The sequence below is a fragment of the Allorhodopirellula heiligendammensis genome (assembly GCF_007860105.1).
Lineage (GTDB): Bacteria > Planctomycetota > Planctomycetia > Pirellulales > Pirellulaceae > Rhodopirellula > Rhodopirellula heiligendammensis.
On sequence record NZ_SJPU01000004.1, the window covers coordinates 109101 to 127101 of the forward strand.

At 56.8% G+C, this 18001-nt stretch carries 12 protein-coding genes; 8 read left to right on the forward strand and 4 right to left on the reverse strand.

Translation table 11 applies throughout. The features are described 5' to 3' along the window. Positions 1-2: 2 nt before the first annotated feature. Positions 3-2510 (forward strand): glutamine amidotransferase, encoded by a 2508-nt coding sequence (locus Poly21_RS23870; protein ID WP_302120421.1) that lies wholly within the window; start codon positions 3-5, stop codon positions 2508-2510. Between the two features lie 245 nt (positions 2511-2755). After that, positions 2756-3811, forward strand: a complete 1056-nt coding sequence (locus Poly21_RS23875) for a hypothetical protein (RefSeq protein ID WP_302120422.1) — start codon at positions 2756-2758, stop codon at positions 3809-3811. Between the two features lie 20 nt (positions 3812-3831). On the opposite strand, the gene Poly21_RS23880 is transcribed toward Poly21_RS23875, so the two are convergent. From Poly21_RS23880 to hmpA, 3 genes are all read right to left on the reverse strand, one after another. Continuing rightward, complete coding sequence (locus tag Poly21_RS23880) at positions 3832-4053, reverse strand: hypothetical protein (protein WP_146409594.1); 222 nt, start codon at positions 4051-4053, stop codon at positions 3832-3834. A 177-nt stretch (positions 4054-4230) separates the two neighbouring features. Next, positions 4231-4539: a hypothetical protein gene (locus Poly21_RS23885; RefSeq protein ID WP_302120424.1), complete on the reverse strand. Its 309-nt coding sequence runs from the start codon at positions 4537-4539 to the stop codon at positions 4231-4233. A 226-nt stretch (positions 4540-4765) separates the two neighbouring features. Beyond that, a complete protein-coding gene (gene hmpA / locus Poly21_RS23890) occupies positions 4766-5998 on the reverse strand; it encodes an NO-inducible flavohemoprotein (protein WP_146409596.1) in 1233 nt (410 codons plus the stop codon). A gap of 342 nt (positions 5999-6340) precedes the next feature. Here hmpA and Poly21_RS23895 point away from each other — a divergent pair, with 342 nt between their 5' ends. Continuing rightward, positions 6341-6553, forward strand: coding sequence for a DUF3565 domain-containing protein (locus Poly21_RS23895; RefSeq protein ID WP_146409597.1), 213 nt, complete (start codon positions 6341-6343; stop codon positions 6551-6553). Between the two features lie 208 nt (positions 6554-6761). Next, positions 6762-9530, forward strand: a complete 2769-nt coding sequence (locus Poly21_RS23900; protein WP_146409598.1) for an O-antigen ligase family protein — start codon at positions 6762-6764, stop codon at positions 9528-9530. A 58-nt stretch (positions 9531-9588) separates the two neighbouring features. Here Poly21_RS23900 and Poly21_RS23905 read toward each other — a convergent pair whose 3' ends face one another. Then, on the reverse strand, positions 9589-12693 hold the full coding sequence (locus tag Poly21_RS23905; RefSeq protein ID WP_302120425.1) for a dockerin type I domain-containing protein: 3105 nt from the start codon (positions 12691-12693) through the stop codon (positions 9589-9591). Positions 12694-12978: 285 nt separating this feature from the next. On the opposite strand from Poly21_RS23905, the gene Poly21_RS23910 reads away from it, so the two are divergent. From Poly21_RS23910 to proC, 4 genes are all read left to right on the forward strand, one after another. Then, positions 12979-14646, forward strand: coding sequence for a hypothetical protein (locus Poly21_RS23910; RefSeq protein WP_146409599.1), 1668 nt, complete (start codon positions 12979-12981; stop codon positions 14644-14646). Between the two features lie 83 nt (positions 14647-14729). Then, positions 14730-15626 carry a leucine-rich repeat domain-containing protein gene (locus tag Poly21_RS23915; RefSeq protein WP_302120426.1) on the forward strand — a complete coding sequence of 299 codons (897 nt, stop codon included), beginning with the start codon at positions 14730-14732 and terminating at the stop codon, positions 15624-15626. Further along, positions 15623-17128 carry a serine/threonine-protein kinase gene (locus tag Poly21_RS23920; RefSeq protein ID WP_146409601.1) on the forward strand — a complete coding sequence of 502 codons (1506 nt, stop codon included), beginning with the start codon at positions 15623-15625 and terminating at the stop codon, positions 17126-17128. The genes Poly21_RS23915 and Poly21_RS23920 overlap by 4 nt, the downstream gene beginning before the upstream one ends. A gap of 50 nt (positions 17129-17178) precedes the next feature. Continuing rightward, positions 17179-18000, forward strand: coding sequence for a pyrroline-5-carboxylate reductase (gene proC / locus Poly21_RS23925; RefSeq protein ID WP_146409602.1), 822 nt, complete (start codon positions 17179-17181; stop codon positions 17998-18000). The last annotated feature ends 1 nt before the right edge of the window (position 18001 follow it).

An 18001-nucleotide genomic window follows, 5' to 3' on the forward strand; every position in this document is an offset into this window, starting at 1 on the left:
CCGTGCCGTTCTCGACTTGGGTCACGACTGCCCTGGCTGCCACTGCGGAAGCCGAACCGGGCCAACTGCTATGGGGGGCACCAGGGTGGGCTGTCCCGGCAGCCGCGATTGTCGCGGTGCTCGCGTCGTTGATCCTCTGGAATTACGCTCACCGGAATACCACGGCATCCATTCGTGTAGTCGCCGGGTTGCTCAAGCTGGCGGCAGTCATTTTGTTGGCGGTGTGTTTGCTACAGCCGCTGCGTAGCGGCACACGGCCGCGACCGCACGCCAATGTCCTACCAGTTCTGGTTGACAATAGCCAAAGCATGCGGCTGAAACCAACCGGCAGCAATCAAACACGTAGCGAGAAGGTGGCAGACTTGCTCCACGATGATGCTCCGTGGCGGGTCCGGCTTGCGCAGACGTTCGATGTCCGCACGTACGCTTTCGACGCCCGGTTGGAGGCGATCGATCACCCCTCCGAATTGGCGGCCGATGGCTATGTGTCGTCGCTTTTCGGCAGTCTCAATAACCTGTCCGAACGGTTTGCGGATCGGCCGGTCGGCGGCGTGCTGCTGTTCACCGATGGGAACATGACGGATGCTCCACCGCCTGACTTTGACTGGAGTCAACTGGGGTTCCCAATCTACGCCGTGCTTCCCAAGCAGGACGAGGAAGTACGCGACTTGCGGATCGCGAACGTCAGTGCCGCGCAGACCGATTTTGAATCGGCCCCGCTGACAGTGCGAGTTGACGTTGATGCCTCAGCGTTTGGTGCAAGCGAAGCCATCGTCCAGCTCCGGGACGCTACGACGAACAAAGTGATTGAAGAACAGACTGTCACTACGACGACCGAGGTCGAAACGCAGGAAGTCCGCTTCCGGTTTCGCCCCGAGTCGAGCGGACTGCAGTTTTTTACGGTCAACGTTTTTCGCGAGTCGGATCGAGGAACGCTTGAGCAGCCCATTTCCCCTCCGTCGGGCAATCCAGAATCTGCGGTGGACGCCGAGCTGCCGCGTGAGGACGGAACTCAGCCGGACAAACGCGTCCCTGCCCAACTCTCAGCGATCGACTCTGATGAGGCAACGCTTGTTAACAACCGGCAAATTGTAGCCGTGAATCGCGCATCAGGCCCCTACCGCGTCCTGTATGTTGCCGGCCGTCCCAATTGGGAGTTCAAATTCATCCGCCGCGCTCTCCAAGAAGACGCTGAGGTCCAGCTCGTTGGTTTACTACGGATTGCGAACAGGGAAGCCAAATTTAGCTTTCGCGATCGTGGCGTGAACGAAACCAATCCACTGTTTGCGGGCCTGGGCTCCGACGCCGAAGACGCTGCGGCTCAGTACGACGAACCGGTCATCTTGCGATTGGGCGTCAACGAATCCGAGGAACTCAGCGATGGGTTTCCTGAGTCCGCAGAAGAGTTATTCGCCTATCACGGTGTGATCTTGGACGACATCGACCCGGAATTCTTCACGCAAGATCAGATGTTGCTGCTGCGTCAATTCGTTGCGACTCGAGGTGGCGGGCTGTTGATGTTGGGCGGACAAGAGATGTTTGCTGACAAGCGATTCGGTGACACGCCATTGGGCGAGTTGTCACCGGTCTACGCTGCCCGCGGTACGACGCGTGGACGCTCGGGCGCCTTTCGGCTCGCCTTCACGCGTGAAGGCATGTTGCAACCGTGGGTTCGCCTTCGTGACAACGAGTCCGCCGAGCGACAACGGATCGAAGCGATGCCGCCATTTACGACACTTAATTTGGTCGGGGACGTGAAGCCCGGCGCCTCCGCACTCGCGACAGTCGAATCCACCGACGGGCAATCGGCTCCAGCCCTAGTCGCTCACCGTTTCGGGAAAGGTCGCGCTGCCGCCATTCCCGTTGCGGACCTGTGGCGATGGTCAATGCACCGCGAAGCTCGCGACCGCGATGACCCCGCGCAAGCCTGGCGACAGATCACGCACTGGCTCGTCAATGAAGTTCCTAAGCGTGCAGAAGTCCGCATTGAGGCAAGCCGCGACCCCAGTCAGCCGGTGAGGATCATTGCCACCGCCCGCGACGAACACTATCTCCCGCTAGACAATGCGACGGTGGAGCTAGAGATCACGCCCCTTAATGGCGATCCATTCAAGATCGCAGCGCGAGCCAACGACTCGGCGGCTGGTGAATACACCGCGACGTATTGGTCGCGCGAACCAGGCGGTTATCGCGTCGTCGCAAATCTGAAAGCTGCGGATGGGAGCCCCATCGGCTCCGCAACTGCAGGTTGGACGGCTCAGTCCAATGCGGCCGAATTCCGCGACTTGCAGCTCAATCGCGAATTGCTGGAGAGGATAACGAGCCAATCCGGTGGGGAAATCATACGCGATGACCGTCTGGACCAGTTCGCCAGCGAGCTACCCGAGAAAAAAGTCCCTGTAACCGAGGCCATCGTCTACCCCATATGGCACCACCCTTGGGTCATGCTAGTCGCGATGCTGTGCTTGTGCTGCGAATGGGGCCTCCGGCGATGGAAGGGATTGGCATGATCTCCGTACTTCACCCGCCCAGCCAATCAGGGTCGAAATACCGCAATCTTCCCACAAACCCACGGCACGTCGAAAGAGTCGGCAGGTTTTACCTCCAGTCCTGTGGATACTTCTCGTCCCGAGGAAAAAACCTGAGGCGGCCGTTAACCGGCTAGTTGATTGATACCCATCATATTTCCTTCATCAGCGTTGCAATTATTCACTCCTCGACGCCCATGATCGACTAATACTTGGACACTCGATTCATGCATACCAAACCCGCCGCCCACCACCCCGCCATGCGCCGTGCCATCTCCATACACAGCCTCACGCTGCTCACTACGTTCTGCCTACTCACATTTACTTACCGAGCTGATGCCGCTGAAACGGAACAAACGCCAGCCGTACCCCAAGCCGACATGGTCATCGTCGTGGGCGCATCCGGCACGCCTGAATACGGCGAACAATTTTCCGATTGGGCCGCCACCTGGCGTGAAGTATCCGAGAACGCGGCCGCATCGACAATCACGATCGGTGAATCCGGTTTTGATGATTCGGACGACCGAACTTTATTGCATGAAACGATGAAAACCGCGTCCACTCAATCGGATCAACCCCTCTGGGTAGTACTCATCGGTCACGGAACGTTCTCGCAGAACACTGCCAAGTTCAACCTCCGCGGCCCCGATGTGTCCGCCGCTGATTTTGCCTTGTGGCTGCAAGACGCCCAACGCCCCGTGGTCATTATCAACTGCGCGTCGTCCAGTGGTCCGTTTATCAATCAACTTTCAGGTCCGAACCGGATCATCGTCACCGCGACCAAGAGCGGCACCGAGCAGAACTTTGCTCGCTTCGGCGAATTCATTGCCAAAGCGATTGCTTCACCAGACTCCGACTTGGACCATGACGACGAGGTATCAATCCAAGAAGCGTTTCTAAGAGCGAGTGCCGAAACCCAACAGTTCTATAAAACCGCTGGCCGAATCAGCACTGAACACGCCCTGATCGATGACAACGCCGACGCCCGTGGCACGCCCGCTACGATGTTCCGCGGCACCCGCCCCATCGCCAAAGCCAAAGACAATACACCTCTGGATGGCCGCGCCGCATCTCGCCAAACCCTTGCCCCCTCCAACACCAGACTCCCCTTTACCCAGTCCGAATTAGCGCAGCGCGACGACCTGGAGGCTCAACTTGAGCAGCTACGTCAACAAAAACTCACTCTCGACGCCGCCGCCTACCGAGCCAAACTCGAACCGGTGATGATCCAATTAGCAAAGCTCTATCAAGCCGCTGAACAGCGTCGCAACGATCACCAGTGAACTCCACCACAACTTTCTTTTTAAGCGAGCCATTGGAGGATCCAAGCATCCTCATTGCCGAACACACCGCCGCCGAGCATGGTGAGGTAGATAACGTTGACGCCGGTGCGGGATGCATTGAGGACTGCGGCGAGCAGCGTGGCTTCGTAAGCGGCGTCGAGAATTAGCTTGGCGAAGTCCGTCCACACTTCCGTCCGTTGGTGGCCGTATGTGTTGTAACTGCACTCTGATACTTCCGCCAAAGTCTAACGTGGGCCAGGCACTCGGTCGGCGGCACGGGCGGAGCTGGACCAACCGTTTACCGATTCATGGGACACCATGGGTTGGCAACCGAGAACGAGGTACTCGGAAGACTGGAACCGCTGCGCCAAGTGGGCATCGAACGGGCCTACGGGAAGATGCCCGCAAACCACCACCAGTCAGAAATCGTTTCGTCTTGGCCTGGACAAGTCATCGGCCAGCACCTTACCGGTGCGATCGTCCACGCGGTGGAGGCGAGTGACTTCTCCGAGGGCGCCACCACCCGATTTCAGAGACACTAACCAGTAAGGATCAGCAGGCACATTGGCGGCTACCATTGATCGAAGGACATCGAGATCGTGGACACCGTTTTCGCTGTAAAGCTTTGAATAAAACTCTCTCTCCCGGCGAATCTTCTCCTCGTCAAAGAACACCGCGGAACATTTGGTGCCAGGCAAAACGTCTCCGAAGTGTTCAATGACGATCATGATTGCCGCCTTTTGGTCGATTTCTCGTTTCCTCAACTCGTGCTCCCTTACCGTTAATATTAGGTCACTCGAAAATTGAGGCCTGTTGCAGCACCGGTACCCCCTGGCAGTCTACGTCACTCGGGTAGTCGGCGCGAGATGTTTGAAGCTCAATTGCGACACCGGGCTAGGTAATTCTGTAGCAAGCGAACCGAAGTATAGCGATTCTGATGTCGCCGCCGCGAACTCAAACAGGACACGATAGTTCTTCTTTCGGTCCGAAGAACTCGTAACGAACGCGATGCTCGTCGACCCCGAGTTCGCGTAAGCAAGCATGGATGTTCTGCATGAACGGTTTGGGTCCACAGAAATAAAACTCCGCCTCAGCGTAGGGCGTCCATTGACGCAGCAGGTCCGTGGTGACAAAACCAGTCCCGTCGCATCGGCCATTCTCCAGATCACCGTCGAGGGGCGCGTCGTAGAGCACCTTAGTGTGCATGTTCGAACTGAGTGACTGCAAGCTCTTGATCTCGTCGGCAAAGGCATGCACAGTGCTATTGCGAGCAGCTTGGAGGAAGTACACCGGAGAATCTGGATGGGCGTGCACAATCGACTTGGCCATCGACAGCAGCGGTGTTACTCCAATTCCTCCGGCGAGTAGCACGATGGGGCGTCCATTGGATTTCTCCAGATCCACAGTAAATTCGCCGCAAGGTGGCCCGACTTTCAGTCGATGACCTTCTTCAACCTCATCATGCAGATGACTGGAAATTAAACCATCGGGCGCCTCAGGATGTAGCCTCGTTTCACGTTTGACACTGATCCGAAAGTGATCGACGCCTGGCCGATCCGACAGGCTGTAGTTGCGAGGAGACGTGGGTGTGACAGGATGGTCGATGTGAACCGTAATGTATTGCCCCGGTCGAAAGGGTGGCAGTGGCCCTTGGTCCTCAGGACGCAAATAGAACGAAGTCACAACATCGCTCTCGGGAATCTTGCGATCGACCACGAAGGTGCGGTAGCCATTCCAGCCTCCAGGGGCGGATTCTTGTTCTTCGTAGATCGAACCCTCTCGCCCAATAAAAATATCGGCCAGAAAACCATAGGCCTCCGCGACTGCTGCGATAATCTCATCGGTCGCTGCATCGCCCATCACGTCCTTGATCGCCGCCAGTAGGTGCTTGCCCACGATCGGGTAATGCTCTGGCTTGATGCCGAGCGAGCAATGCTTCTGCGCGATCAACTCCACCGCTGGCATCAGCACGGCAGGATTGTCGATATGGGTAAAGTAAGCACAAATTGCACCGGCCAATGCCTTCTGCTGCCCACCGGAGTGTTGGTGGGCTTGATTGAAGAATGACTGCACGTCGGGGTCGCCTTCAAACATCCGCAGATAAAACCGCGTCGTGATGGCCTCCGCGTTCGCGGCCACTACCGGGGTGATTTCCTTAACAATTTGGATAGTTTTTTCGCTCAGCATTGCGTCCAGTGTCCTTGTACCTGAAATGTAGTGAAACCGCATATCTGCACACAAAGGTACACGTTCTGTCCTGCACGTCAAGGTGCATGTTGCGACCGAGCGGAAGTTGACTCCTGGTTGAACACCTAGAAAGTATTGGTTGAAACGCGACATACTCACCCCGTACAGCACCGCCAACGCGGACCGCAGGCACGGGTTTGGTTTGTGGGTGATGCATGGGAGCGTCCGCGTGGGCCCGCAGGATGATGGTTCCGCGATTGCACCAGCCGGTCCTCAATGATTTAAACTGCTAACTCATCCACAACGACGGCGCGTCCCATTTCAGGAGAGCATTCGATTTTTATGGACCAACCCATCTCGGGATACCATTGCGACGACGAACAACATTGGGTTGCTGAACTCGCTTGCGGGCACAACCAGCATGTGCGCCACAATCCGCCTTGGATGAGTCGCCCTTGGGTGACTACTCTTGAGGGTCGTCAATCGATGATCGGACAACTGCTGCAGTGCAAAAAATGCGATGAGCAGGCCCCACCTGATCGCGATCGCACTTAAAGCACATACCAACCATCGAAGTTGCGATTCCCGCGCAAGCGTGGGTCGCTTTATGAAGCAAACTTTGGGATAAAGGGAGATAGATCATCGCGTGAACGGCAACCTGCTGCTGTGGATCCGACGGACTTTCACGGCGGCAGGACGACGCCAATACGGGAATGAGCAATTGCTCGACTAATGTCATTTCCTCTATTTGCCAAGGGTTCCATTGTTTTCCTCACTGCGAAATGTTTGCCTATGGACTTCCGCTGTTTTGATGGTGGCGATTCCAATCATGTTGGCGGTCGATTTCGGCGGAATCTATCACTGGAGTCAATACCTGGCAGCGATCGGAATATTGCTGGCGACGTTTTTGGCGTTACCGGGATTGACTGACAACACGGCCTCGACTGGCGTTCGCCAGCATGCGATTTTATTGCCGTTGGGACTGTTAGCCTGTTGGGCTTGTGTGCAGAGTCACTCGATGCCGGCAAGCGTGGTGACGTGGCTGAGTCCGGGGTCGTACGCGGCTTACACAGAATGGCTGGATGGATATCGCACCGGTGCCGAGGTTCCAGGATCGCATCGGGCTGACCTGATCTCACTATCCGTCTCGCCCTACGACACCGCACATGCTGCTGCGGTGCTGGTACTGCTGCTACCTTTGTGCTGGGCAGGATCCATCGTCTTCCATGCCCGCTCACGATTGAAGATGCTGCTCAGCGCCGTTGCGATTGCGGGAGCCAGCGTTGCGATCTTGGGGGTTTACCGAAAACTCGATCCCACGGCTGACCTCTGGATATTCCAACCGAGACCGCACTCTTTCGGAGGATTTGTCAATCGGAACAATGCGGCGTTGATGTTGAATTTTGGGATGGCTGCTAGTCTGGGATTGCTGTCCTGGCGGATGATGGCTTTGCACCAAATCGAACTGGATACTCCGGAGTTCGAATTCAATGATTTATTCTCGTTGATCACAGATCGAGAATCCATGGTCGGGCTTCTTTCGGCGACCACGTGCATGGCAGGATTGCTGATCAATGGATCGCGTGGAGGACTGGTCGCGGCATTGTTCGGGATGACGCTGGCGTTCGGTTACGTTCGCCCTCGTCGTGGTCTGATCAGCCTCCCCATTCTGATGGTCGTGCTGGCGATCTCCGTCACGATCTTGATTACGCCGATGGATTTGAACCTCGAGTCACTACAGCGTTGGGAAGTATTTTCCCGTCATGCCGATACGCTCCAAAGTGACGGGCGAATACTTCACTGGCAGGACGGCTGGCGCGCCGCCAGGGCATACTTGCCAGGGGGCGCCGGACTGTCCACCTACGCCTACGCTTACCTGCCGTATCAGCATTACTCGCCAAGTGCGTGGTACGAACACGCCGACAATCTGTGGTTGGAGACGCTTGTTGAAACCGGGCTGGTCGGTGTGGCCGTCGGTGTCATGCTTCTAGCTCTGTTATTGGTGTCATTAAAACGCTTGTCGGCGTCTGTAGATCCGCTCGATCAGGGCATCCGAGTCGCGGGATGGTATGCGATCGCGGCCATCTTGGTCTCTCAGTTTTTCGACTATGGTTTGGCCCTGCCGGCGAACCTGATCATCGCAGTTCTCCTTGGCACTGCGATCATTTCCCGCGACACAGCGAATGGTGGTGGCAGTTCAAGTTGGACCTCCATGTTTACATCGTATCATGACGATCGACTCCATGACGACGCAGCATTTGAGAGCCCACCGGAACCCGTGCCGTCAGCGGGCGTACGTGGATGGGTTGCGAGGCAAGGCGGGTCCTTCACTCGCGTGTCGTCATTTGTTCTGGCCGTAGCGATGGTTGCCCTCGCGATTTTCGTCCTGCCCGGCTTGAAGCAGGACGCGATCACCGATTCGATGCTCAGCAGATTGAATCAAGAGTACTCGCAGTGGCAGCTCAATCCTAATTCCCTCGCGAAAATGGAGGAGGTGCTCAGCCAACGGGTGACTGCTGATCCTTCGCCGTTGCTGCTGATGCGATTGAGTAAGGTCCAGCGAGATCGCGCGCACATCGCCGAAACTCAGGAGTGGCGTCCGCAGTCCAATGTGCAGATGCGTGAAATTTACCAGCAAACGGACTTGCGGAATCGCCAGCGTCCATACCCTCCGAACACCACTACGCAGCGGTTGGAGTCAATGTCAAGTTGGCAGCATTACACAGATGCCTGGGATACAAGCATCGATGCTCTGCAGATCTGCCCACTCGCCCAGACACCACGTGGCAGTCTGATGAGGCTGTCGACGATCATCGCCAGCGGCGCCGCCAATGGGAATATCGCGTCTTCGGAACTGGACGTCGTCGCTCACAAAGCTGCTCAGCAACTGCTCATTTTCTATAACGGAAATTCGATGCGACAGTTTGCATTGGGACAATCGTCGATCGCGCGTGGAGACTTTGACACTGCGGCAATGGGGCTCCGCTCTGCAGTGGAGACAGACCACCAATTCACTCCGCGCGTGATGGAATTGCTGCGAGCAACGCCGCAACTCAACATTGCCGACGTTATCCCAGACAATTCCGAGGCGATGCGATTGGCAGCATCAGACGCGCTGCAGTGGGACCAACCCGATCTTCAGTTTCTCCGCCACGCGCTCACTGTCATTCATTGCGATGATGGCGAGTCAATGGGTCAACGAGCGGCATGCCAAGCGCTGTTAGGGCGGATACACTTTGTGTTAGATAATACCAGCGATGGCCAGGAGCATTACCGACAAGCCATCCGTCTGGCACCGCACGAAGCAGATTATCGAGTCGAGTATATCGACCGGCTATTGCAACGAAACCTCAAGGAGGACGCTCTCCAACAGGCGCGACTGGGGCGTCAGAGCATAACCGACGATCCACGGTTCCAAGAGTTCGTGGATCAGATTGCCAAGTCCGAACGAACGCAAACGCCACCACCCGATGCGGCTCCGGCAATCGACCGCAGCAAACTCGACGCACTCTTAGAGGCGACGCCGCGATAAACTGCTATACGACTTCGTTCCGCAGATGGTGAGCGTGGCCACTGAGGTCGCGCAAAGATTAACCCAGCAGGTCGATCTCCGATTCGCCAAACACCTCGTCGGCACGCGTTGCGTCGTCACGCATACGAGGTGTGTCCACGGAGATCACCGCGACCGCCTCGTCAATCGATTCCTGAGCCGAACTATCGACGGCCTTCGCGCTGATAGCATCAACTAAGCTCGCGATCGCAAAATCCTGAGGTATGGCTCGCTGCCGTGGAGAGATGGGCGGTGCCTGCAGAGGAACGGGGACGTCCGACTCTTTCGCAATGCGTTTGGACGCCTTGGAGTTTCCGGAGCCAGCGTCGGGTTCCCCACTTGGTTCATTGCCTACCGTACCCGTGGTGCTCGTGCTAATTGCGTTGAGCTCATTGATGACCAACAGAGCATCGAGAGACGTTACGAATCCATCGCTGTTGACATCGTACCCGTACGACGGGTCGCCCTCTCCCACTGGACCAGCACCGTAAGCATTGAGATAGTTGATAATCGCTAGCGCATCGACGGCTGTAACGCCTTCATCTCGATTAACATCCTCAGGGTAGCTGCCATTGTGAAACGGCGTTGCGTGTCCGACGACAGCGATCACAAACTCCTCGGTGACCCCATCGGCGCCGCCAGTGATCGGCGTAGCCGTGATTTCCACTAGAATCTCATCATCAAGACCAGGCGTCCGCTCGATGAAAGTGTTATCGGCAAGTCTGAGCGTCGAGCCCTCGATCACGAACCGGGCGTCGTTTACCGTCAACGAATGACCGTTCGCCGCTGGATTACCGTCGACCGTTAGCTCGCCAACGACAGCAGCGACCTCGAGTTCATTGACGGTCTGATTGCTGAGTTCCAGGTTCTCAGGAGTTTCAGCTTGGTCGAGCACGGTGATCGTAATCGCCTTAGTAAATGAATCCTCATCGTGCTCGGCGGTGACATTCACCGTGACGGTCAGGGTCGCTTCATAGTCGAGCGCCACACCATCTTTCAGCTTCAGTCCGCGATTGACGATTTCGAAGCGATCATCGTCCACGCTTAAATCATGTGACTGCCCGACATCTTGATCGATAACACCCAGCGCCGTGATCGATTCACCGGGAGAATTTTCGTTCACCGTGGCATCATCAGGCGTAATGTCCGTGATGGGATCGTCCTCATCCAATACCGAAATGGCAGTGAGAAACTCGAGTTTGCCCCCACTATCGGGGTCGTCCACACTGACAATCAGCGGAATCAACCATTCCGTTTCGGCGTCGAGAGGTTCTGGGCCGACGAAGTAGATCTTCAGGTCAACGACTTGAAAACGTTCATCAGGGACGCGATTAAGATCGAGAATTTGAACGCCGAAATGGTTGACCGCATCGACATCAATGACCCCGACAATGCCGATCGGTGAAGAACCGCCTGCGATGCCCGGTGGCAAATTCTCGGGCACGGGATCGATTCCCGCGGTCACCCCAGAGGGAACATCTGGGACAGGCGTCACATTGATGGTGACCGGTGTCTCAGTGAAATCGCGACCATCACCGACGAGCACCCACAGCGAATCGGTGCCCTCAAAATTTTCGTCCGGCGTGTATTCAATCTGGCCATCGGGCCCGATCGTCGCGACCCCAAACTCAGGTGGATAGAGCGGCAAAATAATGAGTTCGTCATCCCCGTCCGTTGCACTGGGCAGTGGCACTGAAAACACGGTGTCTTCCGCTCCCGAGATGACGGGCGTCTCGGCGTAAGCGGGTGCGTCGTTGGAACCAATCAACTGAACCCCAAATGCGATTGGCTCGGCCTGGCCGCCCGCAACGGTCACCCGCGCTGCGGCCGGTTTGCGAAGTGAGAGTTGCACCAGTCCCGCGGCGCCGGTGAGCACGACTGAACGCATGCTGTCATCGAGAGCCAGCGAATGCAAGTCGTCCAATGCCGATAAATCGATCGGTAGGTCGGCGAACACCGCTCCGGTTTCGCTATCAATTAATCGTAAACCGCTATCGAGAGTTGAACCGTCATCGTCAAAGGAACGCGGTGAACGGGTAACCAGCAATCCTCGGTTGGCATCGATTGCGGCGACCGGTTCGGTATCGTCAACGGAGTATAGCATCGCCAAGTTATTGTCGACGTCATACACCGAGAGGTTGTCGCCAGTCCGCAGCACGAGCAAGCCGGCCTGGTCGCTGAATGCCACCACTTCACTGGCGCCACTGACGACGATGGGTTCGCCTAGCATGGATGCAGCGGAATTGCTCCAAAAACTGATGGCGAGCGACTGGGTCATCCCACCTTCTCCATCATCCACTACCGACGCCTCGCTGATCACGCTTCGCGTCGGACCATCATCGCTCCGCGGGGTGGAGTCGCCCGTAACGACTGCGTCCGAACCGACGATCACGCCAGTTGCCGAAATCGTTCCACCCGCTGCATCGAACGCCCACAATTCGCCCTGTTCTTCAGAATCACTCAGGCCCGCGACCATGACCCCGCGTCCCAGGTCATCACCGCCGGCGGAATGAACAGCACTCTCTGATCCGGTGGCGCCCAGCGCGGCGGAACCAGCGAGGGCATCGTCGAGAATCCATGCCTGGCCACCGTCGCTCGTATTCGCAAACACCACCAAGGAACCATCAGCCAGCCGCACGATTTGCGTGATCTCGCCACCCACATCGTAAGGTTCCGAGAGCGTGCCATCCGCAGCGATCGTTTGCAAACTCGCGCCGCTGGCAAGCACCGCCGGGGCGGTCCGTTCACTATCGGTGCCGGCGTCGAGCTTGATCGCGGGAACCGCTGCGATCACATCTGTCCGCATCACCGCGTCATGCAGCAAAATCGCGGAGGATGGTGTCGTTTGAACTTGGCTGTTTGTGCCGCTGAACAATCGCACGGCGTAGTCACCGTCGGGCAAATTGTCAATCGAGAACGATCCTCCCGCACCCGTCAGAGCGAACGGCTCACCCTGGTCCATCTTCGAGTTGTCGTTCTGGTCGACGTAGACGAGACGTTTTTCTAATCCGACTTCCTCGGAATCTCGCCGGAGCGAATCGTTCGCATCATGGAATACACTCCCCACCAGCGCGGCCAACACGCGTCGATCATCGAGCACTTGGAGAGAAAGGCGTCGCGTGGTGCGGTGAAGATGACGTGGCATGAAATCTGGAACTTAAAAATCGCGTAGATAAAAGGTTGCCGGTGGTCGTATCCACATCATGCGGCGGGGCGACCGGTTACCCAAAATGAACGTTTACACCCGCAGACTACGACGCCGGCGGAGGAGAAAAAGTTCCCTCCGTGGGGGGAAACCCGCTCAAAAATGCTCGTCTGTCGGTTTGGATTGGCTTATTATGAACGCTGCATTGCGAAAAAAGTTACTGAAAATTCAAACAATGCTGTCATTTTTGCGCTTTTTTGCCTCATTTTGACCAGAGATTAGCACATGTTATTTCCTGCCACCCGCTACCGATTGATTGAATTCAACCGTTGGGAACTGCCGTTCCATCCGCTTGCCTGTGGGGCCTCCCGCGTGGTGCGGCCGCTAATCGGCTGGATGCTGCCCGTTATGATCGCCGGGGCGGTGGTAGCGTTGTCGTCGGGGACATCGCTCGGGCAAGGCCCCGATGAATCGCCTAGCACATCGGCCTACGAGAGTGGCTATGAGAGTGAGTACGACGATGGCGGCTACGACAGTGAAATGGGCACGACGCCGGCAAAGCCCGCGGCAAATTTGACGACGGGTCCCACCCCCATGTCCATCTTTCAGTTGATTCAACCCGATTGGAAGCCGCTTCGCCAAGAGATCGCCCGCGTATTGGCCCCGTCGGCGACACCATCAACACCCCCGATTACCGGTCCTCAGCTGCGCAATGAAGCGAATGTTGCGATGCGTTACGGCAATCTTCCACTCGCCCGGGATCTGTATTTCGGGTTCCTGGCTCGCGGGGGAGAAGAATCAAAAGAGGATCTCAACAGTTTGAAGTTTAGTAACTACTTCCGCCGCCCCGTGTGGCAAATCCGGTGGGGGGTCTCCCTCGGACTTCACGGTGACACCGACGTGACGGACTTCGCTCCCATCAAGGCCGATGCCGCTGCCGGAATGGGCGGAATGGATTCAGGCATGGAAATGTCGAGCGATTATGAGTCGGATTCCTTCAACGGGGAGGGGGGGCCGGGCTCATCAAGCGTTGCGGAATTATCCGGGTCACCGAGTTCATCGAGTTCGTACGATGACTATGAAAATATGGAGATGGACAGCGGATCCAGTTCCCAGGGCGCCCCACGGTACGATAGCAACGGGCGTCTGATCAGTCCAAATGCCGCAGCTGCTGCGGCTCCCCAGGCACAAATGACCGATCCGAACATTAGTGATCGGTTCGAAGAACTAATGGGGTATGTGGCGACCACTGTCAAGGAATCCATGCAGACGCGAATGGCGAGCGGTCAATTTGGCCTCGCCCTCGCCAACGTAGACCTGGAAGCAACCGACCAGGGTGATACGGTCGAAGGCGATTATGTCCAACCCAGTGAGCCTCGCATGTGGATCTCAAACGTCGTATATCTCGGGGAGGGGAGCACTCAAGAAATGTCCAAAGCGGCTGCGACACAGGGAATCGAACTCTTGCTGCACTTCGACGTTGGCTTGAAAGAAGTACGCAATAGCACGCCCCAAAATTCCACTCGTGTCAAAGTGATCGACGGCCGCAGCGGCCGCACCCTGATCACTTCCAGCGAGATGGATAATCGCGAACTCCAAAGGCTACTGCAGACCAAACGCGCCACCGCCGAGAGCTACGTCAACGGGGCATTGGAAAAGTTCTGGAGCGTCCTGGACAGCAAACTCAGCGTCGAGCCGTTCCCCAAGCTCACCCCCGAAGTGGCGAGGCGCCGCGTGACAGGCGTGTTGGGGGATTCCTCTTTCACGCTGCTGCGCAAACTTGCCGAAATTCAGTATATGGGAGCTCAGGGATGGCTCACGGCGGAAGAAGTTGAGCAGGCCTACGCAATCGCGGCTGGCTCCGACGGGATGACAATCCTGTATGGCTCACCGACGGACGCCATCAGTACAGTCCATGACATCGCGAAGCGGTCGGCAGTGAGAACGCCTTGAAAGTGTTTTTTGACTATCATGGGCGGACAACTCTGATCTGTCTTCTTCGCCCTCGCAGTCTCCTTGAGAATATGGTCTCGCTCGTGTTCCGCTTGTCTACCCTCAGCTTCGCTGTCGCGGCGTTCGTGTGCTCGATGAGCCACACGAGCAATCCCGCGTTGGCACAAACGCCGGAGTCCGGTTCGATCTTTACCGATCCGGCATTAGAAGCGGCAGTCCGTGCCCACGTCTTCGCCAAACGCCACGGTAATGAACCGTTGACTGTCGACGACGTTGCGGAGATTTCACGCGTCGTGGCCCCGCAGCAGGGAATCCGCAGTCTGGAGGGGTTGCAACACTGTCGGTCATTGATGTTGGTCGACTTGGCGGGTAACGAAATCAGCGATCTCGCGCCGCTAGCGAAACTGAACAAATTGCAGAGTGTGACGCTGGCAGGAAACCGCATTGAGAGCATTGCGGCACTGGAACCGCTGACTAGGATTCAGTTACTCGATCTCTCCGGGAACGACGTGGCGCAGCTGGAGCCGATTCGCAACATGAAGAATATGCGAACCCTCTATCTCGCCGATAATCAGCTCGAAAATATTTCCGCGATCGCCGAGTTGCAAAAGATCAGTGCCTTGGATCTCGCCGGCAACCCAATCGTCGATTTGTCACCTGTGTCAAGTTTGGGTTGGCTGACGACGCTAGAGATCTCAGATTGCCAAGTGCGGTCGCTGTCACCACTGGGCAACTTGACCAAATTAGCGATGCTAATCATGCCCAATAATCCGATTGATTCGCTCGACCCCATCCTCAAAATGTGTGTTGAAGATGCCGGCTCAAATCGACGATTTGCACCCTACCTGAAGATCTATCTCGATTTGCAGTCAGACAAGGCGTCCGCCTGGCAGGGGGCTATTGAAAAACTAAAAGCAGTCGGCGTGTCGGTTCATGACTATCGTCGACCCACTACATCGAAATCAACACACTCGCCATGAGTATCACCAAAGAAGAATTTGTGGAACGCGTCATCTCGGCCGGAGTTGCCGAACGCATGGACGTCAGTCGTGCCATCGGAGAACTTGGTGTCGGCGAGGTGACGTTGCCGCAAGTGGTCGATCATCTGCAGAGCCGTGGATTGATCACAACCCTGCAGACTGAGAAGATCATGCGCGGTGATCGGGTCGGGTATTTTTACGGCGACTTCAAGATCCTCTATCTGATCGGCGCGGGTACATTCGCACGAGTGTACCGGGCTGAAAAAGACGGTCAGGTGTTTGCTGTCAAAGTGCTCCGAAAGCGATTCCGCGATGAGGCGCACGAACTCGAACAGTTCCTCCGGGAAGGCCGGATGGGGTTAAAACTTAAACACCCCAACATCGTGCGGATTCTCGAGGTGGTGCCCGACCGCCATAACCCCTTTCTTGTGATGGAGTTCGTGGAAGGGCAGACGTTGCGTGAACTGGTGAAGATTCGCGGCAAGCTTCCCGTCGAACTCTCCCTGAAATTGATGCACGAAATCGCACAGGGGCTCGCCTTTGCTGCGTCCCTCGGAATCTCGCACCGGGACTTAAAGCTCTCCAACGTGCTGATCAGTTCAGGTGGCGTAGCGAAACTTGTTGACTTCGGTTTGGCAGCGTTGGCGGACCGCAGCAATCCCGAAGTGGTCGCTGATTGCCCCAACGCGCGTGCGATCGATTACGCCGCGCTGGAGCGGGGAACGAATGTTCGCAAGGATGATCCTCGCAGCGACGTGTTTTTCGCGGGGAACATGCTCTACCATATGCTCGCTGGGACCCCCGCCTTGACGGAAACCCGCGACCGCATGGCGCGGCTGAACATTTCCCGGTTCCAGGACATCCGATCGATCTACGATTACGTTCCAGACCTACCGGGCATTGTCAATCAATTACTACTCGCAGCGATGGAATTCAATCCTGAGAAACGGATCCAAACCTGTACCGCCTTGGCAACGGCTACCAAGAAAGTGATCGATACTCTCGAGCAAGGCCCCGCCGAAGCGCGGGCCCCCGATCTTTCTGGGAAAGTCAACGCCGAGGATGTGGGTGATGACCACGTGATCACCAACGAGGGAGAAGGCTATGTGGTGATGTTCGTCGAATCCAAGGCTGGCTTGCAAAACGCGGTCCGGGATCGGCTCAAAGCACGGGGCTATCGCGTTTTAATCATTGCCAACCCGCAGCGTGCCTTGGACCGGTTCGTCGATGCGATCGACAAACCCGCCGATTGCGTCATTTTTGGAGCAGCGGAACTCGGTAATGACGCCCTCGAGGCGTATAACGCTTTCTCCGAAAATGAGGATACCAAGGAGATCCCAGCCATTCTCCTGGTCGATCCGAATCAGAAGCACTTGATCCAGCGAGCGGTTCGCGGTTCCCATCGGGCTCTCTTACCATTACCCTTGAGTGTCAAACATCTTCGCATCGCTTTGATCAAATTGCTCGCCGATACCGAACCACGTTCGGAGGCTTTGTTTTGATCCTGGCGTGCTTTTGCTAACGCACACCTTCGTTTGTCACCCTGTAGCTCATGAAACTTCCTCAGCTCACCGTCATTGGCGGTGGTCAAATGGCGCGCGCCCTGGTCGGCGGTATGATCGACCAATCCATTCTTGACGCGAACAACCTCACCGTGGTTGCCACCAGCCAAGCAACCGGCCAATGGTGGCAGGAAAGTTACCCGGGATGTCGTTTTTTTACTGCGGACTCACCTGATTCGCGCAGCACAGCGATCGCGCAGAGTGAAATCGTGATGCTGGCAGTCAAACCGCATATCCTTCCCACCGTACTCTCAGGGTTGGGCACCGGCTTAGCGGGCAAACTGGTTATTTCGGTGGCCGCAGGCGTACCATTGGCCAAACTTACCGCTGGCGTGGGGCATGAACGAGTTGTCCGCGTCATGCCAAATACTCCAAGCTTGGTCGGCGAGGGTGCTGCCGCATACTGCACCGCTGCGGACGCCAGCGAGAGTGACGTGGAGTCGATTGAAGCGATGCTGGGCAGTGTCGGCTACGTCACCGAGGTGACCGAGAGCCAGCTCGATGCCGTCACGGGCGTGAGCGGATCCGGACCGGCCTACGTGTTTCTCATGATCGAGGCCCTGGCCGATGGCGGCGTCGCAGCAGGGCTGCCGCGAAAAATTGCCTTGGAACTGGCAACGCAGACCGTACGTGGTGCCGCCACGATGGTTCGCGACACCGGCGAACACCCCGGTGCACTCAAAGACAAAGTTTGCAGCCCGGGGGGAACGACTATTGCCGCGGTCCGGGTGCTCGAACAGAATGCGATCCGCGCGGCACTGATCGACGCGGTTGCCGCATCGGCTGGTCGCAGCCGCGAGTTAGCCCAGTAAA